The following is a 20231-nucleotide window of genomic DNA, read 5'->3' as shown; positions in this document are numbered from 1 at the left end:
TGATAAGCATGGCCGACTATAGATTTCTCCCACTCGACAACTTGCGTTTTCCTCTTATCGCGCGCTTTTACAAAGACCACTATCCCGCAGGGAAGCCAAAGAAAGATGAGATAATCTGGACAATGGAGCGTGAAAAGCGCCTTGCAGGATCCGTCCGTTTTCGTCAGTTCGAACAATTTCAACTTCTCACAGGTATGCTCATTGCGCCTGATTTGAGAGGAAAAAAGCTCGGCGCAGCTTTTCTCCGTGCAATTGAAGAGCAAATCAGTAGTAAAGACTGCTACTGCCTTGCGTATCGGTATCTCACTCCTCTTTATGAAGAGGCGGGATTTGTTCTTATCGATTCTAACGAGCTACCTGAAGAACTTCAGGGCAGATATGCCAGCTATTGCAATAGTGGTAAAGATCTCATCCCAATGAAGCATTTACCCGTTTGACAGTGGCAAATCGAGAGACCAGACACATCCAGAATACTGGAAATTACGTATTTTCTGGTACAATTCAGGGTTTGATTTGCGTAAACACGACTATCAGTCGAACTTAATGAGGCAACAATGGATTCAGCTACTGCAAATAAGCAGTTGATCGATCAGCTCCCCAAAATTGCTCATCGTCCAGATCAGCTAGAAACGCTTCTCGACGCAGCATCTTTTAGAGAGCGCTTACTGCATGAAATTGCGCAAGCCAAATCTCGCATTTATCTCGTCGCTTTGTATCTGCAAGACGATGAAGCAGGACGATCGATCCTTGATGCGCTCTACGAGGCAAAACAAAAAAATCCTGTATTGGATATTAAAGTATTAGTGGATTGGCATCGCGCCCAACGCGGTTTGATTGGTGCAGATAAGTCTGATGGAAATGCAGCCATCTATCGAGAATATGCAGAGAAGTTCACCCACAAAATTGAAGTGCTCGGCGTACCCGTCAGAAACCGAGAAGTATTTGGTGTTCTTCACCTAAAAGGTTTCATTATTGATGATGCGGTTATCTATAGTGGCGCAAGCCTAAATGACGTCTACCTCGCCCAACATGATCGCTATCGCTATGACCGCTATCATGTTATCAAAAGTAAACCGCTTGCCGATTCCATGGCTAACTTCATTGGCTCAACACTCGTTGCCAGCGATGCTGTAACTTGTTTGTCTCAGTCATGTCGTCCCAATACAAAGGCGCTAAAGCCTGCAATTCGTGAACTTCGCTCTCGCTTACAAAGCGCCAGTTACAAGTTCATTTCTCAGCATATTAATGACGATCAAATTGGTCTAACGCCAATGGTTGGCTTGGGGAAACGTAAGAACTTACTGAATACTCAAATATGCCGCCTGATTGCTAGCGCTCATCAAGAACTCATCATCTGTACGCCGTATTTCAATCCACCACGCAGCGTTATGCGAGAAATTCGACGAGCTCTGCGACGCAGTGTAAACGTGACGATCATCGTCGGCGACAAAACAGCGAACGATTTCTATATTCCACCTGAAGAGCCATTCAGGACGATATCTGGTCTCCCGTACCTCTATGAGATCAACTTGCGCAATTTTGCTCGTCGCAACGAAGCTGCTATTGCAAAACGTCAATTGAAAATCCATTTGTGGAAACACGATAACAATAGCTTTCATCTCAAAGGAATATGGGTAGACCGCAGCTATATGCTGCTTACTGGGAATAACCTTAATCCTCGCGCTTGGAAGTTGGATCTGGAGAACGCAATTTTACTGCACGATAAGCATAAACTGTTAGAGTGCGAAGCTCAGCGAGAGATAGATAAAATCCTTGAACATACTCAACTGATTGGCAGCTACAAACAAATTGAGAAACTAGAGGTATATCCGGCACAAGTACAGAAATTACTCAAACGGATCAAGCGGATCCGAGCCGATCATCTGCTGAACCAGATCTTGTAAGGAGACTCTCTTGATCGCATCTATTGACGTCGATCCTCAAAAAACATTCACGCCGTTGTGCCCTAACGAGCTGCCTGTCAATGAGGGTCATACCATTGGTCTTGCACTAAACAAGCAAGCTGAAAAAGCACACTTTCGTGTCTTAACGAAAGATGCTCATCCTGCCAATGCGGTCTGGGTCGTTGAAAGCCACGACAAAATGCTAGTTCCACTCGATCATGTAAATGCCGATCTCACCTGGGTATCTCACGCGGTTCCCGGTACTGATGGTTTTAATGTCATTCCAGGCCTACCCAAAGTGACTGAGTATGACCATGTCATCTGGAAAGGTGTAGAACCTGATTTACACCCATATGGTGCGTGTTTCCATGACATCCAGGAAAAACTCAGCACCGGATTGATAGAGTGGCTTACGGCACAGCACGTTAAAACTGTGTTGGTTGGTGGGTTAGCAACTGATTATTGTGTGAAAACAACTGCGCTTCAGCTTAAGACACATGGTCATTTCGACGTGTGGGTTAACCTAGATGCCTGTCGTGGTATTGCGAATGAAACAACTGCCGCTGCCTGTAATGAAATGCTCAATGCAGGGATTCACATCATTCAGTCTATCGATGAGTTTGCACAGTGAGCCACCGTTAATATTATACCTATCAAAGCACTGCACTTCGTGGTGCTTTTTTGTATCTATCAAGTGAGTGAGTGCGTGCCATTGTATATTTAGCTTGTATCCCTCCCTACGCTAGAGTTTACATACTCTGCCTACTTGGTTTATCCGCACTTTCGAGACGCTCATACCTATTTCTTCATTCAAAAAGCAGTTACCGTTAGAGTGGGATTTTCCTAAAGTTATCGCATAGCGGTGTTATCTGCAAAAGGAACAACCCTCCTGTCTATAGTAGTGACTACGCATGCTAACACACTGTTTATAGTGAATTATCATCAGGAAGAAAAGCCATCCACTGTGTTAATAAAACTTCAATTGCTTTAATCCACATGCAAAAAAGCCCTGACCGTAAGGTCAGGGCTTTTTCTAAATTTGAAGCCTGGCGATGTCCTACTCTCACATGGGGAGACCCCACACTACCATCGGCGCTATTACGTTTCACTACTGAGTTCGGCATGGGATCAGGTGGGTCCATAATGCTATGGTCGCCAAGCAAATTCTGTTGTTGTATCCCGCTTGTCAGGCTTCACTCTGGCTGCATTGCCTGCCTCCTTCACTCGGTCATGTACAGTCGTACACTTCCTCGCTCAGCTCGTGGGCGGCTTTGCCAGAATAAACCCTGCCTACGCTATCTCTATGGATAACGGCAAGATACTAAATCTGAAGAAAATCTGACTAGCCTATCTCTCAATACACATTCAATGTTCTTATCTGAGTCCGCTAAAACCCCTTGGGTGTTGTATGGTTAAGCCTCACGGGCAATTAGTATCAGTTAGCTCAACGCCTCGCAGCGCTTACACACCTGACCTATCTACGTCGTAGTCTCCAACAACCCTTTAGGACACTTATAGTGTCAGGGATGACTCATCTCGAGGCTTGCTTCGCGCTTAGATGCTTTCAGCGCTTATCAATTCCGAACTTAGCTACCGGGCAATGCCACTGGCGTGACAACCCGAACACCAGAGGTTCGTCCACTCCGGTCCTCTCGTACTAGGAGCAGCCCCTCTCAATCATCCAACGCCCACGGCAGATAGGGACCGAACTGTCTCACGACGTTCTAAACCCAGCTCGCGTACCACTTTAAATGGCGAACAGCCATACCCTTGGGACCGACTTCAGCCCCAGGATGTGATGAGCCGACATCGAGGTGCCAAACACCGCCGTCGATATGAACTCTTGGGCGGTATCAGCCTGTTATCCCCGGAGTACCTTTTATCCGTTGAGCGATGGCCCTTCCATTCAGAACCACCGGATCACTATGACCTACTTTCGTACCTGCTCGAATTGTCATTCTCGCAGTCAAGCGGGCTTATGCCATTGCACTAACCTCACGATGTCCGACCGTGATTAGCCCACCTTCGTGCTCCTCCGTTACTCTTTGGGAGGAGACCGCCCCAGTCAAACTACCCACCAGGCACTGTCCGCAACCCCGATTAGGGGCCAACGTTAGAACATCAAGCATACAAGGGTGGTATTTCAAGATTGCCTCCACACATACTGGCGTACGTGCTTCTAAGGCTCCCACCTATCCTACACATGTAGGGTCAATGTTCAGTGCCAAGCTGTAGTAAAGGTTCACGGGGTCTTTCCGTCTAGCCGCGGGTACACAGCATCTTCACTGCGATTTCAATTTCACTGAGTCTCGGGTGGAGACAGCGTGGCCATCATTACGCCATTCGTGCAGGTCGGAACTTACCCGACAAGGAATTTCGCTACCTTAGGACCGTTATAGTTACGGCCGCCGTTTACCGGGGCTTCGATCAAGAGCTTCTCCGAAGATAACCCCATCAATTAACCTTCCGGCACCGGGCAGGCGTCACACCGTATACGTCATCTTTCGATTTTGCACAGTGCTATGTTTTTAATAAACAGTTGCAGCCACCTGGTATCTGCGACTGCCTCTAGCTCCATCCGCAAGGGACTTCACCGGAGGCAGCGTACCTTCTCCCGAAGTTACGGTACCATTTTGCCTAGTTCCTTCACCCGAGTTCTCTCAAGCGCCTTGGTATTCTCTACCCGACCACCTGTGTCGGTTTGGGGTACGATTGCTTATAACCTGAAGCTTAGAGGCTTTTCCCGGAAGCATGGCATCAATGACTTCATCACCGTAGTGACTCGACATCGTGTCTCAGTGTTAACAGCGTCCCGGATTTACCTAAGACACCCACCTACGCACTTGAACTTGGACAACCGTCGCCAAGCTCACCTAGCCTTCTCCGTCCCCCCATCGCAGTTATAAGCAGTACGGGAATATTAACCCGTTTCCCATCGACTACGCCTTTCGGCCTCGCCTTAGGGGTCGACTTACCCTGCCCCGATTAACGTTGGACAGGAACCCTTGGTCTTCCGGCGAGGAGGTTTTTCACCCCCTTTATCGTTACTCATGTCAGCATTCGCACTTCTGATACCTCCAGCAAACCTTACAGTTCACCTTCAACGGCTTACAGAACGCTCCCCTACCCAACAACTCCGAAGAGTTGATGCCGCAGCTTCGGTGTATCGCTTAGCCCCGTTACATCTTCCGCGCAGGCCGACTCGACCAGTGAGCTATTACGCTTTCTTTAAATGATGGCTGCTTCTAAGCCAACATCCTGGCTGTCTGAGCCTTCCCACATCGTTTCCCACTTAGCGATAACTTTGGGACCTTAGCTGGCGGTCTGGGTTGTTTCCCTCTCCACGACGGACGTTAGCACCCGCCGTGTGTCTCCCGGATAGTACTTACTGGTATTCGGAGTTTGCAAAGGGTTGGTAAGTCGGGATGACCCCCTAGCCTTAACAGTGCTCTACCCCCAGTAGTATTCGTCCGAGGCGCTACCTAAATAGCTTTCGGGGAGAACCAGCTATCTCCGAGTTTGATTGGCCTTTCACCCCTAGCCACAAGTCATCCGCTAATTTTTCAACATTAGTCGGTTCGGTCCTCCAATTGATGTTACTCAATCTTCAACCTGCCCATGGCTAGATCACTCGGTTTCGGGTCTACTCCTAGCAACTCATTCGCCCAGTTAAGACTCGGTTTCCCTACGGCTCCCCTATTCGGTTAACCTTGCTACTAAAAGTAAGTCGCTGACCCATTATACAAAAGGTACGCAGTCACCCCACGAAGAGGCTCCCACTGCTTGTACGTACACGGTTTCAGGTTCTATTTCACTCCCCTCACAGGGGTTCTTTTCGCCTTTCCCTCACGGTACTGGTTCACTATCGGTCAGTCAGGAGTATTTAGCCTTGGAGGATGGTCCCCCCATGTTCAGACAGGATACCACGTGTCCCGTCCTACTCGTTTTCACGATAAAAGCATTGTCGTGTACGGGGCTATCACCCTGTATCGCTACCCTTTCCAGGGTATTCCACTAACACTTAAACCGCTTAAGGGCTAATCCGGGGTCGCTCGCCGCTACTGCCGGAATCTCAATTGATTTCTTTTCCTTCGGGTACTTAGATGTTTCAGTTCCCCGAGTTCGCCTCATACAGCTATGTATTCACTGCATGATACGTGCTTATGCACGTGGGTTTCCCCATTCGGAAATCGTAGACTCAAGTGGCTGTTACTGCCTTATCTACGCTTATCGCAAGTTACTACGTCCTTCATCGCCTCTGACTGCCAAGGCATCCACCGTGTACGCTTAGTCACTTAACCATACAACCCCAAGAGGTCTTTATGTATGGCAAACAACCAAGGTTGTTCCTAAGAACATGCTCAACTTACGTTGAACGGTTTTTCGCCGGACTCAAATATGTTCATCCCTCTCTAAGAGAAGAATGAAACCAAGAACACTTGAATGTGTTTGGTGTTAATTCCGAAGAATTAACGTTTTGAGAACTTTTGTTTCGTTACCTCTCGGGTAGAGAGATAAGAAACAGATTTCAATTTAATCCCTCTTTTTTCAAAGAAGCATTAAATCTACTAGTCAGCTTTCCAGATTTTTAAAGAGCAAAGTGATGTGTCTCTGAGACAGAGATGTCCACTTTCTAAAGACACTCGTGAGAATGCGTTTAAAGAGTGGTGGAGCTATGCGGGATCGAACCGCAGACCTCCTGCGTGCAAGGCAGGCGCTCTCCCAGCTGAGCTATAACCCCATCGATATTACTTAGTACCAATTTCATCTAGGAAATGAAATTGGTGGGTCTGAGTGGACTTGAACCACCGACCTCACCCTTATCAGGGGTGCGCTCTAACCACCTGAGCTACAGACCCATCTAAGTAACGTTCTTTGCTTTTTCAACCTATACAATTTGTGTGGACACTTGCATCGATAGTATCGTTAAGGAGGTGATCCAGCCCCAGGTTCCCCTAGGGCTACCTTGTTACGACTTCACCCCAGTCATGAACCACACCGTGGTAAACGCCCTCCCGAAGGTTAAGCTATCTACTTCTGGTGCAGCCCACTCCCATGGTGTGACGGGCGGTGTGTACAAGGCCCGGGAACGTATTCACCGTGGCATTCTGATCCACGATTACTAGCGATTCCGACTTCACGGAGTCGAGTTGCAGACTCCGATCCGGACTACGACGTACTTTCTGGGATTCGCTCCACCTCGCGGCCTCGCTGCCCTCTGTATACGCCATTGTAGCACGTGTGTAGCCCTACTCGTAAGGGCCATGATGACTTGACGTCGTCCCCACCTTCCTCCGGTTTATCACCGGCAGTCTCCCTGGAGTTCCCACCATGACGTGCTGGCAAACAAGGATAAGGGTTGCGCTCGTTGCGGGACTTAACCCAACATTTCACAACACGAGCTGACGACAGCCATGCAGCACCTGTCTCACAGTTCCCGAAGGCACAAGTCCATCTCTGGTCTCTTCTGTGGATGTCAAGAGTAGGTAAGGTTCTTCGCGTTGCATCGAATTAAACCACATGCTCCACCGCTTGTGCGGGCCCCCGTCAATTCATTTGAGTTTTAATCTTGCGACCGTACTCCCCAGGCGGTCTACTTAACGCGTTAGCTCCGAAAGCCACGACTCTAGGTCACAACCTCCAAGTAGACATCGTTTACAGCGTGGACTACCAGGGTATCTAATCCTGTTTGCTCCCCACGCTTTCGCATCTGAGCGTCAGTCTTTGTCCAGGGGGCCGCCTTCGCCACCGGTATTCCTTCAGATCTCTACGCATTTCACCGCTACACCTGAAATTCTACCCCCCTCTACAAGACTCTAGCCTGCCAGTTCAAAATGCGGTTCCCAGGTTGAGCCCGGGGCTTTCACATCTTGCTTAACAAACCGCCTGCATGCGCTTTACGCCCAGTAATTCCGATTAACGCTCGCACCCTCCGTATTACCGCGGCTGCTGGCACGGAGTTAGCCGGTGCTTCTTCTGCAGCTAACGTCAAATTAATACGCTATTAACGTACTAACCTTCCTCACTGCTGAAAGTGCTTTACAACCCGAAGGCCTTCTTCACACACGCGGCATGGCTGCATCAGGCTTGCGCCCATTGTGCAATATTCCCCACTGCTGCCTCCCGTAGGAGTCTGGACCGTGTCTCAGTTCCAGTGTGGCTGATCATCCTCTCAAACCAGCTAGGGATCGTCGCCTTGGTGAGCCATTACCTCACCAACTAGCTAATCCCAACTGGGCCCATCCCGACGCGAGAGGTCCGAAGATCCCCCTCTTTGGTCCGTAGACATCATGCGGTATTAGCAGTCGTTTCCAACTGTTATCCCCCACGTCAGGGCAGGTTCCCAGCCATTACTCACCCGTCCGCCGCTCGTCATCTTCAAAAGCAAGCTTTTGAAATGTTACCGCTCGACTTGCATGTGTTAGGCCTGCCGCCAGCGTTCAATCTGAGCCATGATCAAACTCTTCAATTAGAATTTTGTTGTCACTCGAAAGTGACGCTCAATGAATACTGAATTACTTTTTTGCCCTAAGGCAAATCTGCATTGACTGTGTTTCTTATTGGTTTCCACTTTTGAAAAAGTGAAATCAAAACAGCTCAAGGCTGATTTCCAATTCGATTGGGTCACTCAGTTCATTGATAAATCTTATGTCTATCAAATACGAGTGCCCACACAGATTGTATAGGTCAAATTGTTAAAGAACGTTGACTGTAGAAGCGACTCCGTGGAGGCGTCTTCTCATCGTCAGGGCTGCGAATTCTACGCTGCCAGGCGATGAAGTCAAGAAGAAATTTTGAGATTTTTCAACGTTGCTTTCGCAACCTTCAAAACGTCTTGTTGACTCCCTTCAACCGCGATAAGCACTGGGCTTTTCCGTTGAAGCAGGCGGGCATTCTACTGATTGAGTCGTTAACGTCAAGCGTTTATTTTCAATCAATTTTGAAGCCGTTTCGCCATACTGATTTAGTGAGTGTTTCCTAGTTTGGAAGCCGCTCTCCGTGTCAGTGAGGTCGGATTATAGAGACTAGGATCACATTGGCAAGGCTTTTTATTCGTTTTTATTCCGATCGAACACAATTCGACCTAAACTTTAAAAAACACAACAAATTGCAACATTAGATAGGCGTCACATTCACTTACTGGCAATAAGCCCCCAATAACCGTAATATCAACCCGACAATTGTATTTATTTTAGTCAGCATTGATTTCGATCCTTCATGCTATTTCTTCTAACCGACTTTTAAATTTAATGATTATGAGAATATCTATTAGTTTGCTAATTACAGCCGCCATTGCTCTCATTGGCGCTTTGGTTTTAAACAGTTCACAGACAGTAATAACAAGCAGCGGTTCAGCATTTGCTTTAGGTGCTATCTCTGTTGGTATTGCCCTTTCTCTTCTTTCTACCAAATCTACGGGGGACGATACATCAGAACTACCAACATCAACGAACAGCAAAACCATCTATGTTGGTAACCTTCCTTACCGTGCTAATGAGAATGACGTCAAGGAACTATTTGCCAAACACGGCGAAGTGTTCGCGGTACGTTTAATGAAAGATAAACGCACTGGTAAACGTCGTGGTTTCGGATTTGTCGTCATGGCGGCTGCGGACTCACCTGAAGCTATAGAGGCATTAAACAATGCCGAGTATGGCGATAGAACGTTAAAAGTAAGAGAAGCGAACGACCCTAGAAAATCGGAGCGCGTTTGATTTCGGAAAAACCGAACTTCGCCATTTCTTGATTGAGCGCTATCTCATCTTTTACTGATGCACTGCTAAAAACCCAGTGCTTGTTCTTACCTTTTGAGGAGGCCTTTTGGTCTCCTTTTTCATTGAGTAGGCAAGCTACGCGATTAGCTATCGCTTCGCCTGAATCGACGACCAAGCATTCTGACCCTAATGCGGCTTCGATTTCAGGTTTCAACAACGGAAAATGCGTACACCCCAATACAACGCAATCAACATGGCCCATAAATGGTGAGAGAACGTTTTCCAATACAGCGTTGTTTACCGCAACCCCTCTCAATTTCGCTTCCCCCATTTGCACAAGCTCTGTTGAACCTATCATGGTCACTTCGCAATCGGGCGCAAAATCCTTAACCAGTTGCTGGGTATAATCACGTTTCACCGTTGCTGGTGTTGCCAGTAGGCCTATTTTCTTTTTATTACTCTTTGCTGCAGCGGGCTTAATGGCAGGCACCACTCCAACGATAGGAATGGACAGCTGCTCACGGAGTGGTGTGAGGACGATTGTGCTTGCTGTATTGCATGCAATAACAACCAATGAAATGTCATGCTCGGCACATATTGCTGCCACCATTCCACAGACACGATTAACCAGTACATCATCTGGCAATTCGCCGTATGGGAAAGCCGCATTGTCGAAGGCATAAATAATGTGCTGTTCAGGCATTAGCTTTGTCACTTCTTGGAAGACGGATAGACCGCCAACACCAGAATCAAAAATCAGCACACTGTTCACTATCTCTACCTTCTATATAGTTTGCGCCGCCATAATACTGCGAGCGAGAAGGATTTTAAATCTCCTGCTTACTTAGACGGAATATATGATGATGAAACCGCCCTTCATTGATAGTGGTGTGAAGCTCAACAGGGACGGCTTGAGAAAAACACGGAGCGTCTGTTACTAAGGTATGAAACTCGCCATCTTCACCGCAAGGATCGCAGCCATCAGGCAATTGCTCCAACAATTGGTGATCATAGCGCCTTCCGAGAAATACGGGATCAAGTTGTGAGGTATCGATTGTCGAGATGTGCGTAACAATCCCCAAATCAATAATCTCTTTCGCCAGCCGTTCACTCGATTGACCAAGTAACGGGAACACGCATTCCCAGCCTTGCGGTTCAATATAACTTCTACGGTATTGCTCGATGCCATTACAGAACATATCGCCAAAGGCGACAGCATCAATATTTAAGCCACTATTTTGAATACCGTCTATCACCGCAGCTTGATAAATAGTATTCGGCGGAAACACCTCGTCGAGCTCAATCAACACCAATGGCAAACCTACCTGAGCAGCTTGCGACCTGACGATGTCAATCGGTGTTGCTTGAAAAGGCACTTCGCCGTTTACAAACGTGGTGTACAAACCCACCACGTCATAATTGTCATTGGCGATAAGTCGACATAGCGTCAAGGTGGAATCTTTTCCTGATGACCAACTAACAATCACACGCTTTTTCATGGTTATCCTGAATGAAAAAAGCCGCCCGTATGCGGCTTTGATTACACACTAATACGAAACATTCATATTGATGTAAAAAGCACGCTCTGGCGCAGGATAGCCTCCTGCTGTTTCATACTCTTTATCAAATATGTTAGAAACTTTCCCACTTAGCGTGACATTATTATTCACATCATACTGAGCCGTGGCATCCCAAACACTATAACTACCCAGTGTGCCGCCGCCCGAGTAATCCGGACGCTCGCTTTGATAAAGGTATTGCGTGCCAAGCAACACATCACCTAACCAAACAGACGTGCGCCATTTTGCAATTTGCTTGGCTCGACGTGCAAGTTGCTCTCCCTTAGACACATCTTTGGGATCTTTTAAGTCTAAGGACACTTGGTTGTAAACAGGACCAAGATCAAAATCTGCCATCAACTCTATGCCGCGAATTTCAGCTTCATCAATATTCTCGTTTGTGCCCGTTGGCCATGATCCTGTGTACATGATCAGATTATCAATCTTGTTGATGTACCCATTTGCACTCCAACCAATATTGTAAGTTGTACCTTCAATACCTACTTCTAGGTTTTCTGACTCTTCTGGTTTGAGCTTTGTATTCCCACCAGTCCCATACAAAGAATCAAAACCGGGCGCTTTAAATGCCGTTCCATAACTACCAAAAACTCGATAATCAGATGAAATATTCCAACCCAACGCGACTAAGCCAGTTCCGTTGCCGCCGAATTGATCATTGTCATCGTGACGAAGGCTGCCTTCAAGCAACAACGAATCGTTAATATTCCAGTTAGCTAGAACGAATGCACCAACATTCTGTCTAGGGTTGTAAGCAATATCCTCAGCAGAAATGAAATTACCTTTTAGGTATTTTTCCCATGAAGAGTCCAAGCCACCCGTTAACGCAATATCTTCTGAAATTTGAAAGCGAGTCGTTACACTGCCATACACCTGACGAATTTTACTGGTCAAATCCGTATCGGTTTTTGATGCACCATCAAAGTAGTCATAGTTTGACTGCTCCCCCATTTCGATACGCAACAATGTGTTGGAAATACCAGCACGAATACCCGTATCTGCGCCAAGCGTTGTGTTCTCAATCCAACTACGTTTTTTTGGCCCATAGCCATCGTATTCGACATCATTTTGAAACCAGCGAGCAATGAGATTCGAGGTCACGCTGTCTGTCGGATTGAATCCAACACGCGCAGACAGGTTCTTGCTTTCAAATCCATGCTCGGTGCCTGGGGCTGCATACTCAGGATGAACGTTATAACCATCGGTACTTTCGAAACCACCCGAAAGTTGAAGGTTAACTGAGTCCGACACCTGCGTGGTGACGCCAGCATTTGCCTGAGCAAACCCATGACTTCCCATACCGAGACCAAATCGCTTTGATTCAACATCATTGCGCGTAATGATGTTAATCACACCACCTATAGCATCAGAACCATAGACGGTTGCACCTGAGCCACGAACAACTTCGATTCGCTCGACGCTGTTCAATGGAAGCATATTAAAATCGACAGAGCCCATCATGGTTCTAGGAAGGCGAACGCCATCCACCAAAACCAAAACATGTTTTGAGTTGGTGCCACGAAGGAAAATTGAGGCATTTTGCCCACGCCCGCCATTTTGGCCGATCTCGACACCAGGCAAAGTTTTCAGTGCATCGACCAAACTCTTGGCCTGTAATTCTTCCAAGTCAGTACGAGTGAGCACGGAAACAGGCGCTAAAACGGTCGAGACTGGCTGTTCAAATCGAGAGGCAGTGACGACCATAGTGTCGTCGATAGAAGGGGTGTTAATTTCGGCGTGCGCAAAGGCAGCCATTGGCAGCATTCCTGCTACCCAATACTTATGAGACATATCAGATCCAAAGTCGCGTGTATCTAATGATGTCAGGAAATCCTGAGACCATATTGTGACCCAGCTGATATTCGGACTTAGAGACGACCTACGATGACGACTTCCCACACCCTATCGTTAAATAGAAATGCAGTGTCTGGCTTTTTTTTGCCTTGTCACTTTCGTTTCTCATTACCGCTGCGCGCCAGTTCCGGATTCTCACCAGATTCCCAGCTGGAAGTAAAAAGCGCGAGGATTATAGATAAGTCAGCGCGCCTTTAATACTCGGATTATGAGATCTGCCCCCAATTAGCTTGGAATGAAGAGGTAAAACGTCAGTTAGTGGTTAGTAGTTGATACTGATGTAGTCAATTTCTTCCACATCCAACTTCATCTTTATGTACACAGTCAGAACAAAGAAGAAATTGGCGAGCAAATTAGCAAACCGCGGCAAAGTCGCCTCAAAGGTAACCCCAGACTCATCCAAGCGGTGAAGTAATCGCACGGTTTTCTTTGCCCCAGTTCGACATTGGTGCAGCGCCATCACAGCAACGGGGCCACGTGGTAACACAAATCGCGTGACACGACCTCGGCTTTCTTCGTTGTAATAATCATAGCGTGCATGAAGCCAGTCTAAATCTTCTTCAAAAATGCCATTTTTTCCACGAACTGAACCGTTAAGGTTATAAATTTTAGGATGCAGTGTTTCTAAGTCAGCGACGACATCCTCAAACCCTTCAGGCATTTGCGCTAGCACCATGCCAATTAGGCTGCACAATTCGTCCGTATGGATCTCATAATCACAGGTCAATGCAGATTCATAGATAAAGGGATAACAAATCTCTTTTCGATTTTTCGATTTTTGAATGCTCATGGTTCAACTCAGCCTATTCTGTAAGTGCCAATCTTATCCTAACGCTGAACTTTACGCTTCTGCTGGCGAAAAAGACGGCGAAAAGGCTGGACAATATGGTTCGTCTACTTACAATTTGCGCTCATTTTTAGTTATGCAGGTTAGGTAATATGAGCAACACCCTGATTGACACCAGTAAATATCAGGCGCAATTGGACGAGAAGATTGCACGCATGCAGTCCGCGTTTGCCGAGTTCAGCGTACCTGAGTTAGAGGTGTTCCCATCTCCAGACAAGCACTATCGTATGCGTGCTGAATTTCGTGTCTGGCATGAGGGCGATGACCTTTACTACATTATGTTCGATCAGGAAACCAAGCAGAAATACCGCGTGGATCAGTTTCCACAGGCCAGCCGTATTATCAACGATTTGATGCCTCTGCTAGTTGATGCCATTAAGCCCATAGAAAGCCTGCGTCGCAAGCTGTTCCAAGTAGATTTCCTCTCCACCATGAGTGGTGAAGTACTGGTATCTATGCTTTACCACCGTCAACTGGATGATGAATGGGAAGCGAATGCCCGTACACTGAAGCAACGCCTGAACGATGAAGGTTTCAACCTGAACTTGATTGGCCGTGCTCGTAAGCAAAAAATTATTATCGATCGCGACTACGTGCTGGAAAAACTGACCGTAGATGGTCGCCCGCTTACTTACCAGCAAATTGAAAACAGCTTTACTCAGCCAAACGGCAAAGTGGCTGAGAAAATGCTCGAATGGGCCGTCGATTGCACCCACGAAAGCACAGGTGATCTGCTTGAGCTTTACTGCGGTAATGGTAACTTTTCACTGGCATTAGCCAATAATTTTGATCGTGTACTGGCAACCGAACTGGCTAAGCCATCTGTGGAGTCGGCGCAATTTAACATTGCCGTCAATAACATAGAGAACGTTCAGATCATTCGCATGTCGGCGGAAGAATTTACCGAAGCGATGGAAGGAAAACGAGAGTTTCGCCGATTACAACAAGCCGGCGTTGACCTAAAAAGCTACAACTGCAACACCATTTTTGTCGATCCACCACGCTCAGGTATGGATGAAGGCACCTGTCGTATGGTGCAGGCATATGACCGCATTCTCTATATTTCTTGCAACCCGGAAACCCTCAAAGAAAATCTGGATATTCTGTCCGAAACGCACCGCATTTCGCGTTTCGCGTTGTTTGATCAGTTCCCTTATACCCACCACATGGAAGCGGGTGTATTGCTAGAACGCAAATAAGCCAGAACTTAGAAATTGAAAAAGGAGCCGAAAGGCTCCTTTTTCAATTTCTATTTACATCGACTGCTGACTATTCAGCCGCCAATGCCATCACCGCATGATGCAGGGACTACTCTTTTGCCGCTTCTTCTTTCTTGCCCATTGCGAGCCAGCCCATTTTTTGAGCAACCCAAAACACAAGCAACATTGTCACAATGATAGAGAAGAAATTACCACCCAGCTCAGGCATCTGCATACGCACAAACGCTGAGTAACCAAATGCACCTACAAGGAAGCAAGCAAACGCGATTAACGGCGTGCCTTCTGTCAGTGGCTGGTTAACATGCTGTTGATAGAAACAATATACCGACAGCACGAAAGCAATAATCGGAAAAATAGAGAATGCGACGCTATCGATGAAAAGCGTGGCGAGAGTCGCACTGCCGCACAAGCCTGTGAGCACTGCGAGTAAAAGGAATTTACGCTCTGATTGGTGATTCTGTTCCATAATTCTTACCTGCCTGAAGACAACTTATCCTTGAGAGCATTGCGTTCACGTTCTTTACGATACCAATACGCGCCTTTCGAGAGCATGCGAAGCTGAGTAACCAAGCGTTCCGCCAGTTCTGCTCTTGACCGCTTATCCAAATCCAGCGCCTCAGCACCAGAACTGAATACTAACGTTACACATGCCTCTGCCTGATTATAGGCTTCTTCACGCGTTAACCCCGCAGTTGCTTCGAAATATTCTGTCAACTCGGCGACAAAGTGTTGGATCTCGCGAGCCACAGCCGCACGAAATGCAGCCGACGTACCCGAACGTTCCCGCAATAGCAGCCTAAGCACGTTAGGACTGCTTTCGATAAATTCCATGAAGGTTTCCACAGACGTTCTTACTACGCTGCCTTCTGTAGCAATACGTTGGCGAGCTTGGCGCATTAATTGGCGCAACAACAAGCCTCCCTCATCGACCATGGTCAAACCAAGTTCATCCATGTCCTTAAAATGACGATAAAACGACGTTGGCGCTATGCCAGCCTCGCGTGCCACTTCGCGCAAACTGAGGTTGGAAAAGCTACGGTCTGCGCTGAGTTGACTAAAAGCCGCATCAATCAGCGTTCGCCGTGTTTTTTCTTTCTGTTGTGCTCTTATTCCCATCGCCCGTGTTTACCTCATGAAATCTAACAGCAAACTATACTCGCTTTTTTTCATCAGTTCAGTGCCTGTGAGTAGCAGTTTTTGTAATCCTGAGTTGGATCACCCGATACTCGACATCAAATCCTCATAAAAGTCTGATTTTCACCTAAAGTAGCGTGATCACCTACGCTGAATAGTAGTGTGTGTGTTCTCGTTACGCGCCGTGAACGTTACACTTACTCCGCAATCCTTAACATAATGAAAACAAAAGGTCATACGGATATGAGTAAAGCGACCCCTACATCGTCCAATCATTTTGATGTGATCGTGATTGGCAGTGGGCCCGGCGGCGAAGGTGCAGCCATGGGTTTAACCAAAGCCGGATTACGTGTTGCCGTCGTTGAAAAAGAAAGCACAGTCGGTGGAGGCTGTACTCACTGGGGCACCATTCCATCCAAAGCATTGAGACACACCGTCAGCCGTATCATTGAATTCAATCAAAGCCCGATTTATACCGGTGACAATCATCACGTTCACAGTACCTTTTCGGCCATCCTAAGCCATGCGCAATCCGTTATCGGAAAACAAACGCGTATGCGTCAGGGCTTCTACGACCGAAACCTGTGTTCTATTTTGCACGGCACTGCACGTTTTAGTAGCACTCATGAACTGGAGCTGACGACAGCCGATGGCACCATCGACAAATACACCGCCGACAAGTTCGTGATTGCCACAGGTTCTCGTCCTTATCGTCCTAAAGATGTCGATTTTAAACACCCGCGAGTGTATGACAGTGATTCCATTCTCTCGCTGCAACATGATCCACGCCATGTCATTATTTATGGAGCGGGCGTTATCGGTAGCGAGTACGCGTCGATTTTCCGTGGCCTAGGCATCAAAGTTGATCTCATCAACACCCGCGATCGCCTGCTGTCTTTCCTCGACAACGAAATGTCAGACTCTCTGTCTTACCACTTTTGGAATAGCGGCGTGCTTATCCGAAATGATGAGACCTATGAAAGAATCGAAGGCACGAAGGAAGGCGTCATCCTGCATCTTCAATCTGGTAAGAAAATGAAAGCCGATTGTTTGTTGTTTGCGAATGGCAGAACCGGTAACACCGACTCACTTAACCTCAAAGCCGTTGGACTCAAAGCAGACTCACGTGGTCAGTTGAGTGTGAACGACAACTACGGCACTGAAGTTGAGCACGTTTATGCCGTGGGTGATGTGATTGGCTACCCGAGCCTTGCTAGTGCCGCATATGATCAAGGCCGAATTGTTGCCCATGCTATTGTTGAAGGCGAAGCAAAAGGTCGATTAATTGACCACATCCCGACCGGTATTTACACCATTCCAGAAATAAGCTCTGTAGGCAAAACCGAGCAAGAACTCACGGCGGCAAAAGTGCCGTATGAAGTAGGCCGCGCGCAGTTTAAGCACCTAGCGCGAGCCCAAATTGCAGGTATGGATGTTGGCAGCTTGAAAATTCTGTTCCACCGAGAAACAAAAGAAATCTTAGGCATTCACTGCTTTGGTGAACGTGCTGCTGAGATCATTCATATCGGTCAGGCGATTTTTGAGCAAAAAGGCGAAGGCAACACACTCGATTACTTTATCAATACTACGTTTAACTACCCGACGATGGCAGAAGCCTATCGTGTTGCGGCACTAAACGGGCTGAATCGATTGTTTTAGATTCAAGTATCAAACGAGTGCGGTTTGTTAGACAAACTCAAAACACCAAAACTAAAAACGGAGCGTTCGCTCCGTTTTTTTTGTTTGTTACTGAACAGCCCTGCTAATCGCCGAGACGGATGATGTCTCGCCATGGCAGGTCGGTATCACCCAGAACAATAAAGTTAGGGTTTTCTAAAGACTCTCGCTCATTGTAAGAAAGCGGAGATAAGGTTGTATCCAAGATACGGCCGCCCGATTCTTCAACAATGCACTGAGTGGCAGCCGTGTCCCACTCACCCGTCGGCCCAAGACGCAAATAGCAATCGACCGAACCCTCTGCCACCAAACACGACTTCAATGCCGCAGAGCCAAGCGGAACCAAATTGTAATTGAGACTTGGCGCCAAACGTTCTGTAATCGCTTTGATATCTTGACGTCGGCTGATTGCGATAGACAAAGATGTCACATCGCCATCATGCTTCATGATTGATAAGCGCACTTTCTCGCCATCAGGCATCACTTTCCATGCCCCATGGCCTTTCGCCGCGTAGTAAGAAACGCCAGAAACAGGACCATATACCACACCCATCACAGGCTGATTATCCTCCACCAGCGCAATGATGGTTGCGAAATCCCCGCTACCTGCGATAAATTCCTGCGTGCCATCCAATGGATCAACCAGCCAATAGCGCGTCCAGTTCTCACGCTCTCTCAGCGGAACTGACGCATCTTCTTCAGACAATACTGGGATATCTGGCGTTAGTGCTTTCAAACGCTCTGTCACCAATTTATGCGCAGCAAGATCTGCGCTCGTGACTGGCGTATCGTCACTTTTGATGTTCTTTTCGAAATCGCCTCGCTGGTAAATATCCAGGATCACTTGTCCTGACTCGCGAGCAATGTCTATCACAGGTTGCAATAGCGGTGACAGCTCCATGTATCACTCCTCTTGGGCTCTCACATTACGACTTTGTTGAACAGGCAATGGTCACTATCACTTAACTACCATCACGACGCTTAATGGTCGTTCAGGTACCTGATTGCCAATAACAAGGCAGTGATACTGCGGGCTTCCCCAAAATCAATGTGATCTAATAATTCTTCTGCCTGTGCGACGGGCCAACGAACCAATTCCAACGGCTCAGGTTCATCGCCTTCAAGCTTCTCTGGATAAAGATTCTGCGCCAGCAACAGGGTCATTTTGCTTGAAAAATACGACGGTGCAAGCACCACCTCTTTCAACGGGATCAAATGATTGGCACCAAAGCCAATTTCTTCTTTTAGTTCTCGGTTTGCCGCTTCTAAGGCGGTTTCCCCGGGATCAATTAATCCCTTAGGAAATCCTAGTTCATAACACTCTGTTCCGGCCGCATATTCTCTTACCAGCAACAGATCGCCGCTCTCCGTGACGGGAACAATCATCACTGCATTGCGACCGCTCGGCTTCATGCGTTCGTAAGTGCGCTCAACACCATTGCTAAACCGTAAATCGAGCGCTTCGATCTGAAACAACCGTGATTTAGCGACTACTTTGGCGTCGAGTATTTCCGGCGCTTTTGTCTTTTGCTTCATCATTCTCTCCTGCGAAAGGCCTAGCCGTTGAAACTCAATCGGTAGCGCCCTTCACTGTCTGGTGCGCCTAGCCAGCCTAACTGGCTTTTCAAGCCCTCAGGCAATGCATCACCTGGAATAAACCATCCGCTGACGCTGTATTGCTGATCCGGCGACAAAGACAAACTGAATTCGGTCTGGATAGCCTCTGAATCACTGTCACCATTGACCAGCACACTGCCCGCATCACATGACAAATTCGCCATGACCAATCCTGGGTCAACAGTTCCCATCGGAGACATCACATTACCTTGTGACCATGCTAGCGTGCCGTCGAGGACATCGCAAAAGGGTTGCTGCAATTGATAGTCGCGCAAGGTGAGATCAAACTGACCAGCAAGACTCACTGGCAATGGATAGGGAACAAAAGATTGAACAAAGCGTGCAGGCATAGAAAACAGCAAGTCACTCGCGTAAGCACCACCCAATCCATATCCCACATTGCCGCGGGCAGAAAAACCTGGCACACCGGAAAGACGCACGGCAACATCCGCATTGCCAGTCAACAGTTTCAGCGGTTTAAATTGCCAATTAATTGCACCAAGAGGCTGTCCTTGCCAGACAAAGTTGGCCGCCTTTCCGTTCCATACCGTTCCTGTTACACCGTCAATCTCAAGGCCATTAACCGGTGGAACATAGCGAAAGATAAAGCTGGCTGGCACATGCACCACAACACTGGTCAATAACACTAGCAAAAACAAAACACTCATCAAGATCGTGCGTTTCAT

General features: G+C 47.4%; 15 protein-coding genes, 2 tRNA genes, 3 rRNA genes and 1 riboswitch. Of the genes, 6 read left to right on the top strand and 14 right to left on the bottom strand.

The genetic code is table 11. The annotated features are described in order from the left end of the window. The first annotated feature begins 8 nt into the window (after window positions 1–8). From AB8599_RS00655 to AB8599_RS00645, 3 genes are all read left to right on the top strand, one after another. Window positions 9–437: a GNAT family N-acetyltransferase gene (locus AB8599_RS00655; RefSeq protein WP_407331915.1), complete on the top strand. Its 429-nt coding sequence runs from the start codon at window positions 9–11 to the stop codon at window positions 435–437. Window positions 438–554: 117 nt separating this feature from the next. Then, on the top strand, window positions 555–1904 hold the full coding sequence (gene pssA, locus AB8599_RS00650; RefSeq protein WP_407331914.1) for a CDP-diacylglycerol--serine O-phosphatidyltransferase: 1350 nt from the start codon (window positions 555–557) through the stop codon (window positions 1902–1904). A 10-nt stretch (window positions 1905–1914) separates the two neighbouring features. After that, window positions 1915–2535 carry a nicotinamidase gene (locus AB8599_RS00645; RefSeq protein ID WP_407331913.1) on the top strand — a complete coding sequence of 207 codons (621 nt, stop codon included), beginning with the start codon at window positions 1915–1917 and terminating at the stop codon, window positions 2533–2535. A gap of 413 nt (window positions 2536–2948) precedes the next feature. Here the strand turns inward: AB8599_RS00645 and rrf are convergent. The 5 genes from rrf to AB8599_RS00620 form a co-directional block, all read right to left on the bottom strand. Next, window positions 2949–3064, bottom strand: a 5S ribosomal RNA gene (gene rrf / locus AB8599_RS00640). 248 nt (window positions 3065–3312) lie between these two features. After that, window positions 3313–6205 (bottom strand): 23S ribosomal RNA (locus AB8599_RS00635). Between the two features lie 364 nt (window positions 6206–6569). After that, window positions 6570–6645: transfer RNA gene (locus AB8599_RS00630), tRNA-Ala, on the bottom strand. Window positions 6646–6686: 41 nt separating this feature from the next. Next, window positions 6687–6763: transfer RNA gene (locus AB8599_RS00625), tRNA-Ile, on the bottom strand. A gap of 68 nt (window positions 6764–6831) precedes the next feature. Continuing rightward, window positions 6832–8376, bottom strand: a 16S ribosomal RNA gene (locus tag AB8599_RS00620). Together the 16S, 23S and 5S rRNA genes with 2 tRNA genes alongside form the textbook arrangement of a ribosomal RNA operon. A 784-nt stretch (window positions 8377–9160) precedes the next feature. On the opposite strand from AB8599_RS00620, the gene AB8599_RS00615 reads away from it, so the two are divergent. After that, window positions 9161–9619, top strand: a complete 459-nt coding sequence (locus tag AB8599_RS00615) for an RNA recognition motif domain-containing protein (protein ID WP_407333154.1) — start codon at window positions 9161–9163, stop codon at window positions 9617–9619. Here AB8599_RS00615 and murI read toward each other — a convergent pair. The 4 genes from murI to AB8599_RS00595 form a co-directional block, all read right to left on the bottom strand. Further along, window positions 9597–10391, bottom strand: a complete 795-nt coding sequence (murI, locus tag AB8599_RS00610; RefSeq protein WP_407331912.1) for a glutamate racemase — start codon at window positions 10389–10391, stop codon at window positions 9597–9599. The two genes, AB8599_RS00615 and murI, sit on opposite strands and share 23 nt — an antisense overlap. Before the next feature lie 55 nt (window positions 10392–10446). Then, entirely contained in the window at window positions 10447–11118 is a 672-nt protein-coding gene (locus tag AB8599_RS00605) for an ATPase (protein WP_407331911.1), read from the bottom strand. Window positions 11119–11166: 48 nt separating this feature from the next. Further along, window positions 11167–12987, bottom strand: a complete 1821-nt coding sequence (locus AB8599_RS00600; RefSeq protein ID WP_407331910.1) for a TonB-dependent receptor domain-containing protein — start codon at window positions 12985–12987, stop codon at window positions 11167–11169. 44 nt (window positions 12988–13031) lie between these two features. Next, a riboswitch (cobalamin riboswitch) is annotated at window positions 13032–13236 on the bottom strand. Between the two features lie 76 nt (window positions 13237–13312). Continuing rightward, window positions 13313–13840 carry an ATP--cob(I)alamin adenosyltransferase gene (locus tag AB8599_RS00595; protein ID WP_407331909.1) on the bottom strand — a complete coding sequence of 176 codons (528 nt, stop codon included), beginning with the start codon at window positions 13838–13840 and terminating at the stop codon, window positions 13313–13315. 149 nt (window positions 13841–13989) lie between these two features. On the opposite strand from AB8599_RS00595, the gene trmA reads away from it, so the two are divergent. Further along, on the top strand, window positions 13990–15096 hold the full coding sequence (gene trmA, locus AB8599_RS00590; RefSeq protein ID WP_407331908.1) for a tRNA (uridine(54)-C5)-methyltransferase TrmA: 1107 nt from the start codon (window positions 13990–13992) through the stop codon (window positions 15094–15096). Window positions 15097–15205: 109 nt separating this feature from the next. On the opposite strand, the gene AB8599_RS00585 is transcribed toward trmA, so the two are convergent. Continuing rightward, window positions 15206–15583 carry a YijD family membrane protein gene (locus tag AB8599_RS00585; protein WP_407331907.1) on the bottom strand — a complete coding sequence of 126 codons (378 nt, stop codon included), beginning with the start codon at window positions 15581–15583 and terminating at the stop codon, window positions 15206–15208. A gap of 5 nt (window positions 15584–15588) precedes the next feature. Continuing rightward, window positions 15589–16233, bottom strand: a complete 645-nt coding sequence (fabR, locus tag AB8599_RS00580; RefSeq protein ID WP_407331906.1) for an HTH-type transcriptional repressor FabR — start codon at window positions 16231–16233, stop codon at window positions 15589–15591. 261 nt (window positions 16234–16494) lie between these two features. Here fabR and sthA point away from each other — a divergent pair, with 261 nt between their 5' ends. Further along, the gene (gene sthA, locus AB8599_RS00575) at window positions 16495–17910 is read left to right on the top strand and encodes a Si-specific NAD(P)(+) transhydrogenase (RefSeq protein WP_407331905.1); all 1416 of its coding nucleotides are present in this window, start codon (window positions 16495–16497) and stop codon (window positions 17908–17910) included. A gap of 103 nt (window positions 17911–18013) precedes the next feature. On the opposite strand, the gene cysQ is transcribed toward sthA, so the two are convergent. From cysQ to AB8599_RS00560, 3 genes are all read right to left on the bottom strand, one after another. Continuing rightward, window positions 18014–18829, bottom strand: coding sequence for a 3'(2'),5'-bisphosphate nucleotidase CysQ (gene cysQ / locus AB8599_RS00570; protein ID WP_407331904.1), 816 nt, complete (start codon window positions 18827–18829; stop codon window positions 18014–18016). A gap of 80 nt (window positions 18830–18909) precedes the next feature. Beyond that, window positions 18910–19464: an ADP compounds hydrolase NudE gene (nudE, locus tag AB8599_RS00565; RefSeq protein ID WP_407331903.1), complete on the bottom strand. Its 555-nt coding sequence runs from the start codon at window positions 19462–19464 to the stop codon at window positions 18910–18912. 20 nt (window positions 19465–19484) lie between these two features. Beyond that, the gene (locus tag AB8599_RS00560) at window positions 19485–20231 is read right to left on the bottom strand and encodes a type II secretion system protein N (RefSeq protein WP_407331902.1); all 747 of its coding nucleotides are present in this window, start codon (window positions 20229–20231) and stop codon (window positions 19485–19487) included.

The organism is Enterovibrio litoreus, from assembly GCF_045679545.1.
Lineage (GTDB): Bacteria > Pseudomonadota > Gammaproteobacteria > Enterobacterales > Vibrionaceae > Enterovibrio.
This window is presented reverse-complemented; position numbering and strand designations above follow the sequence as displayed.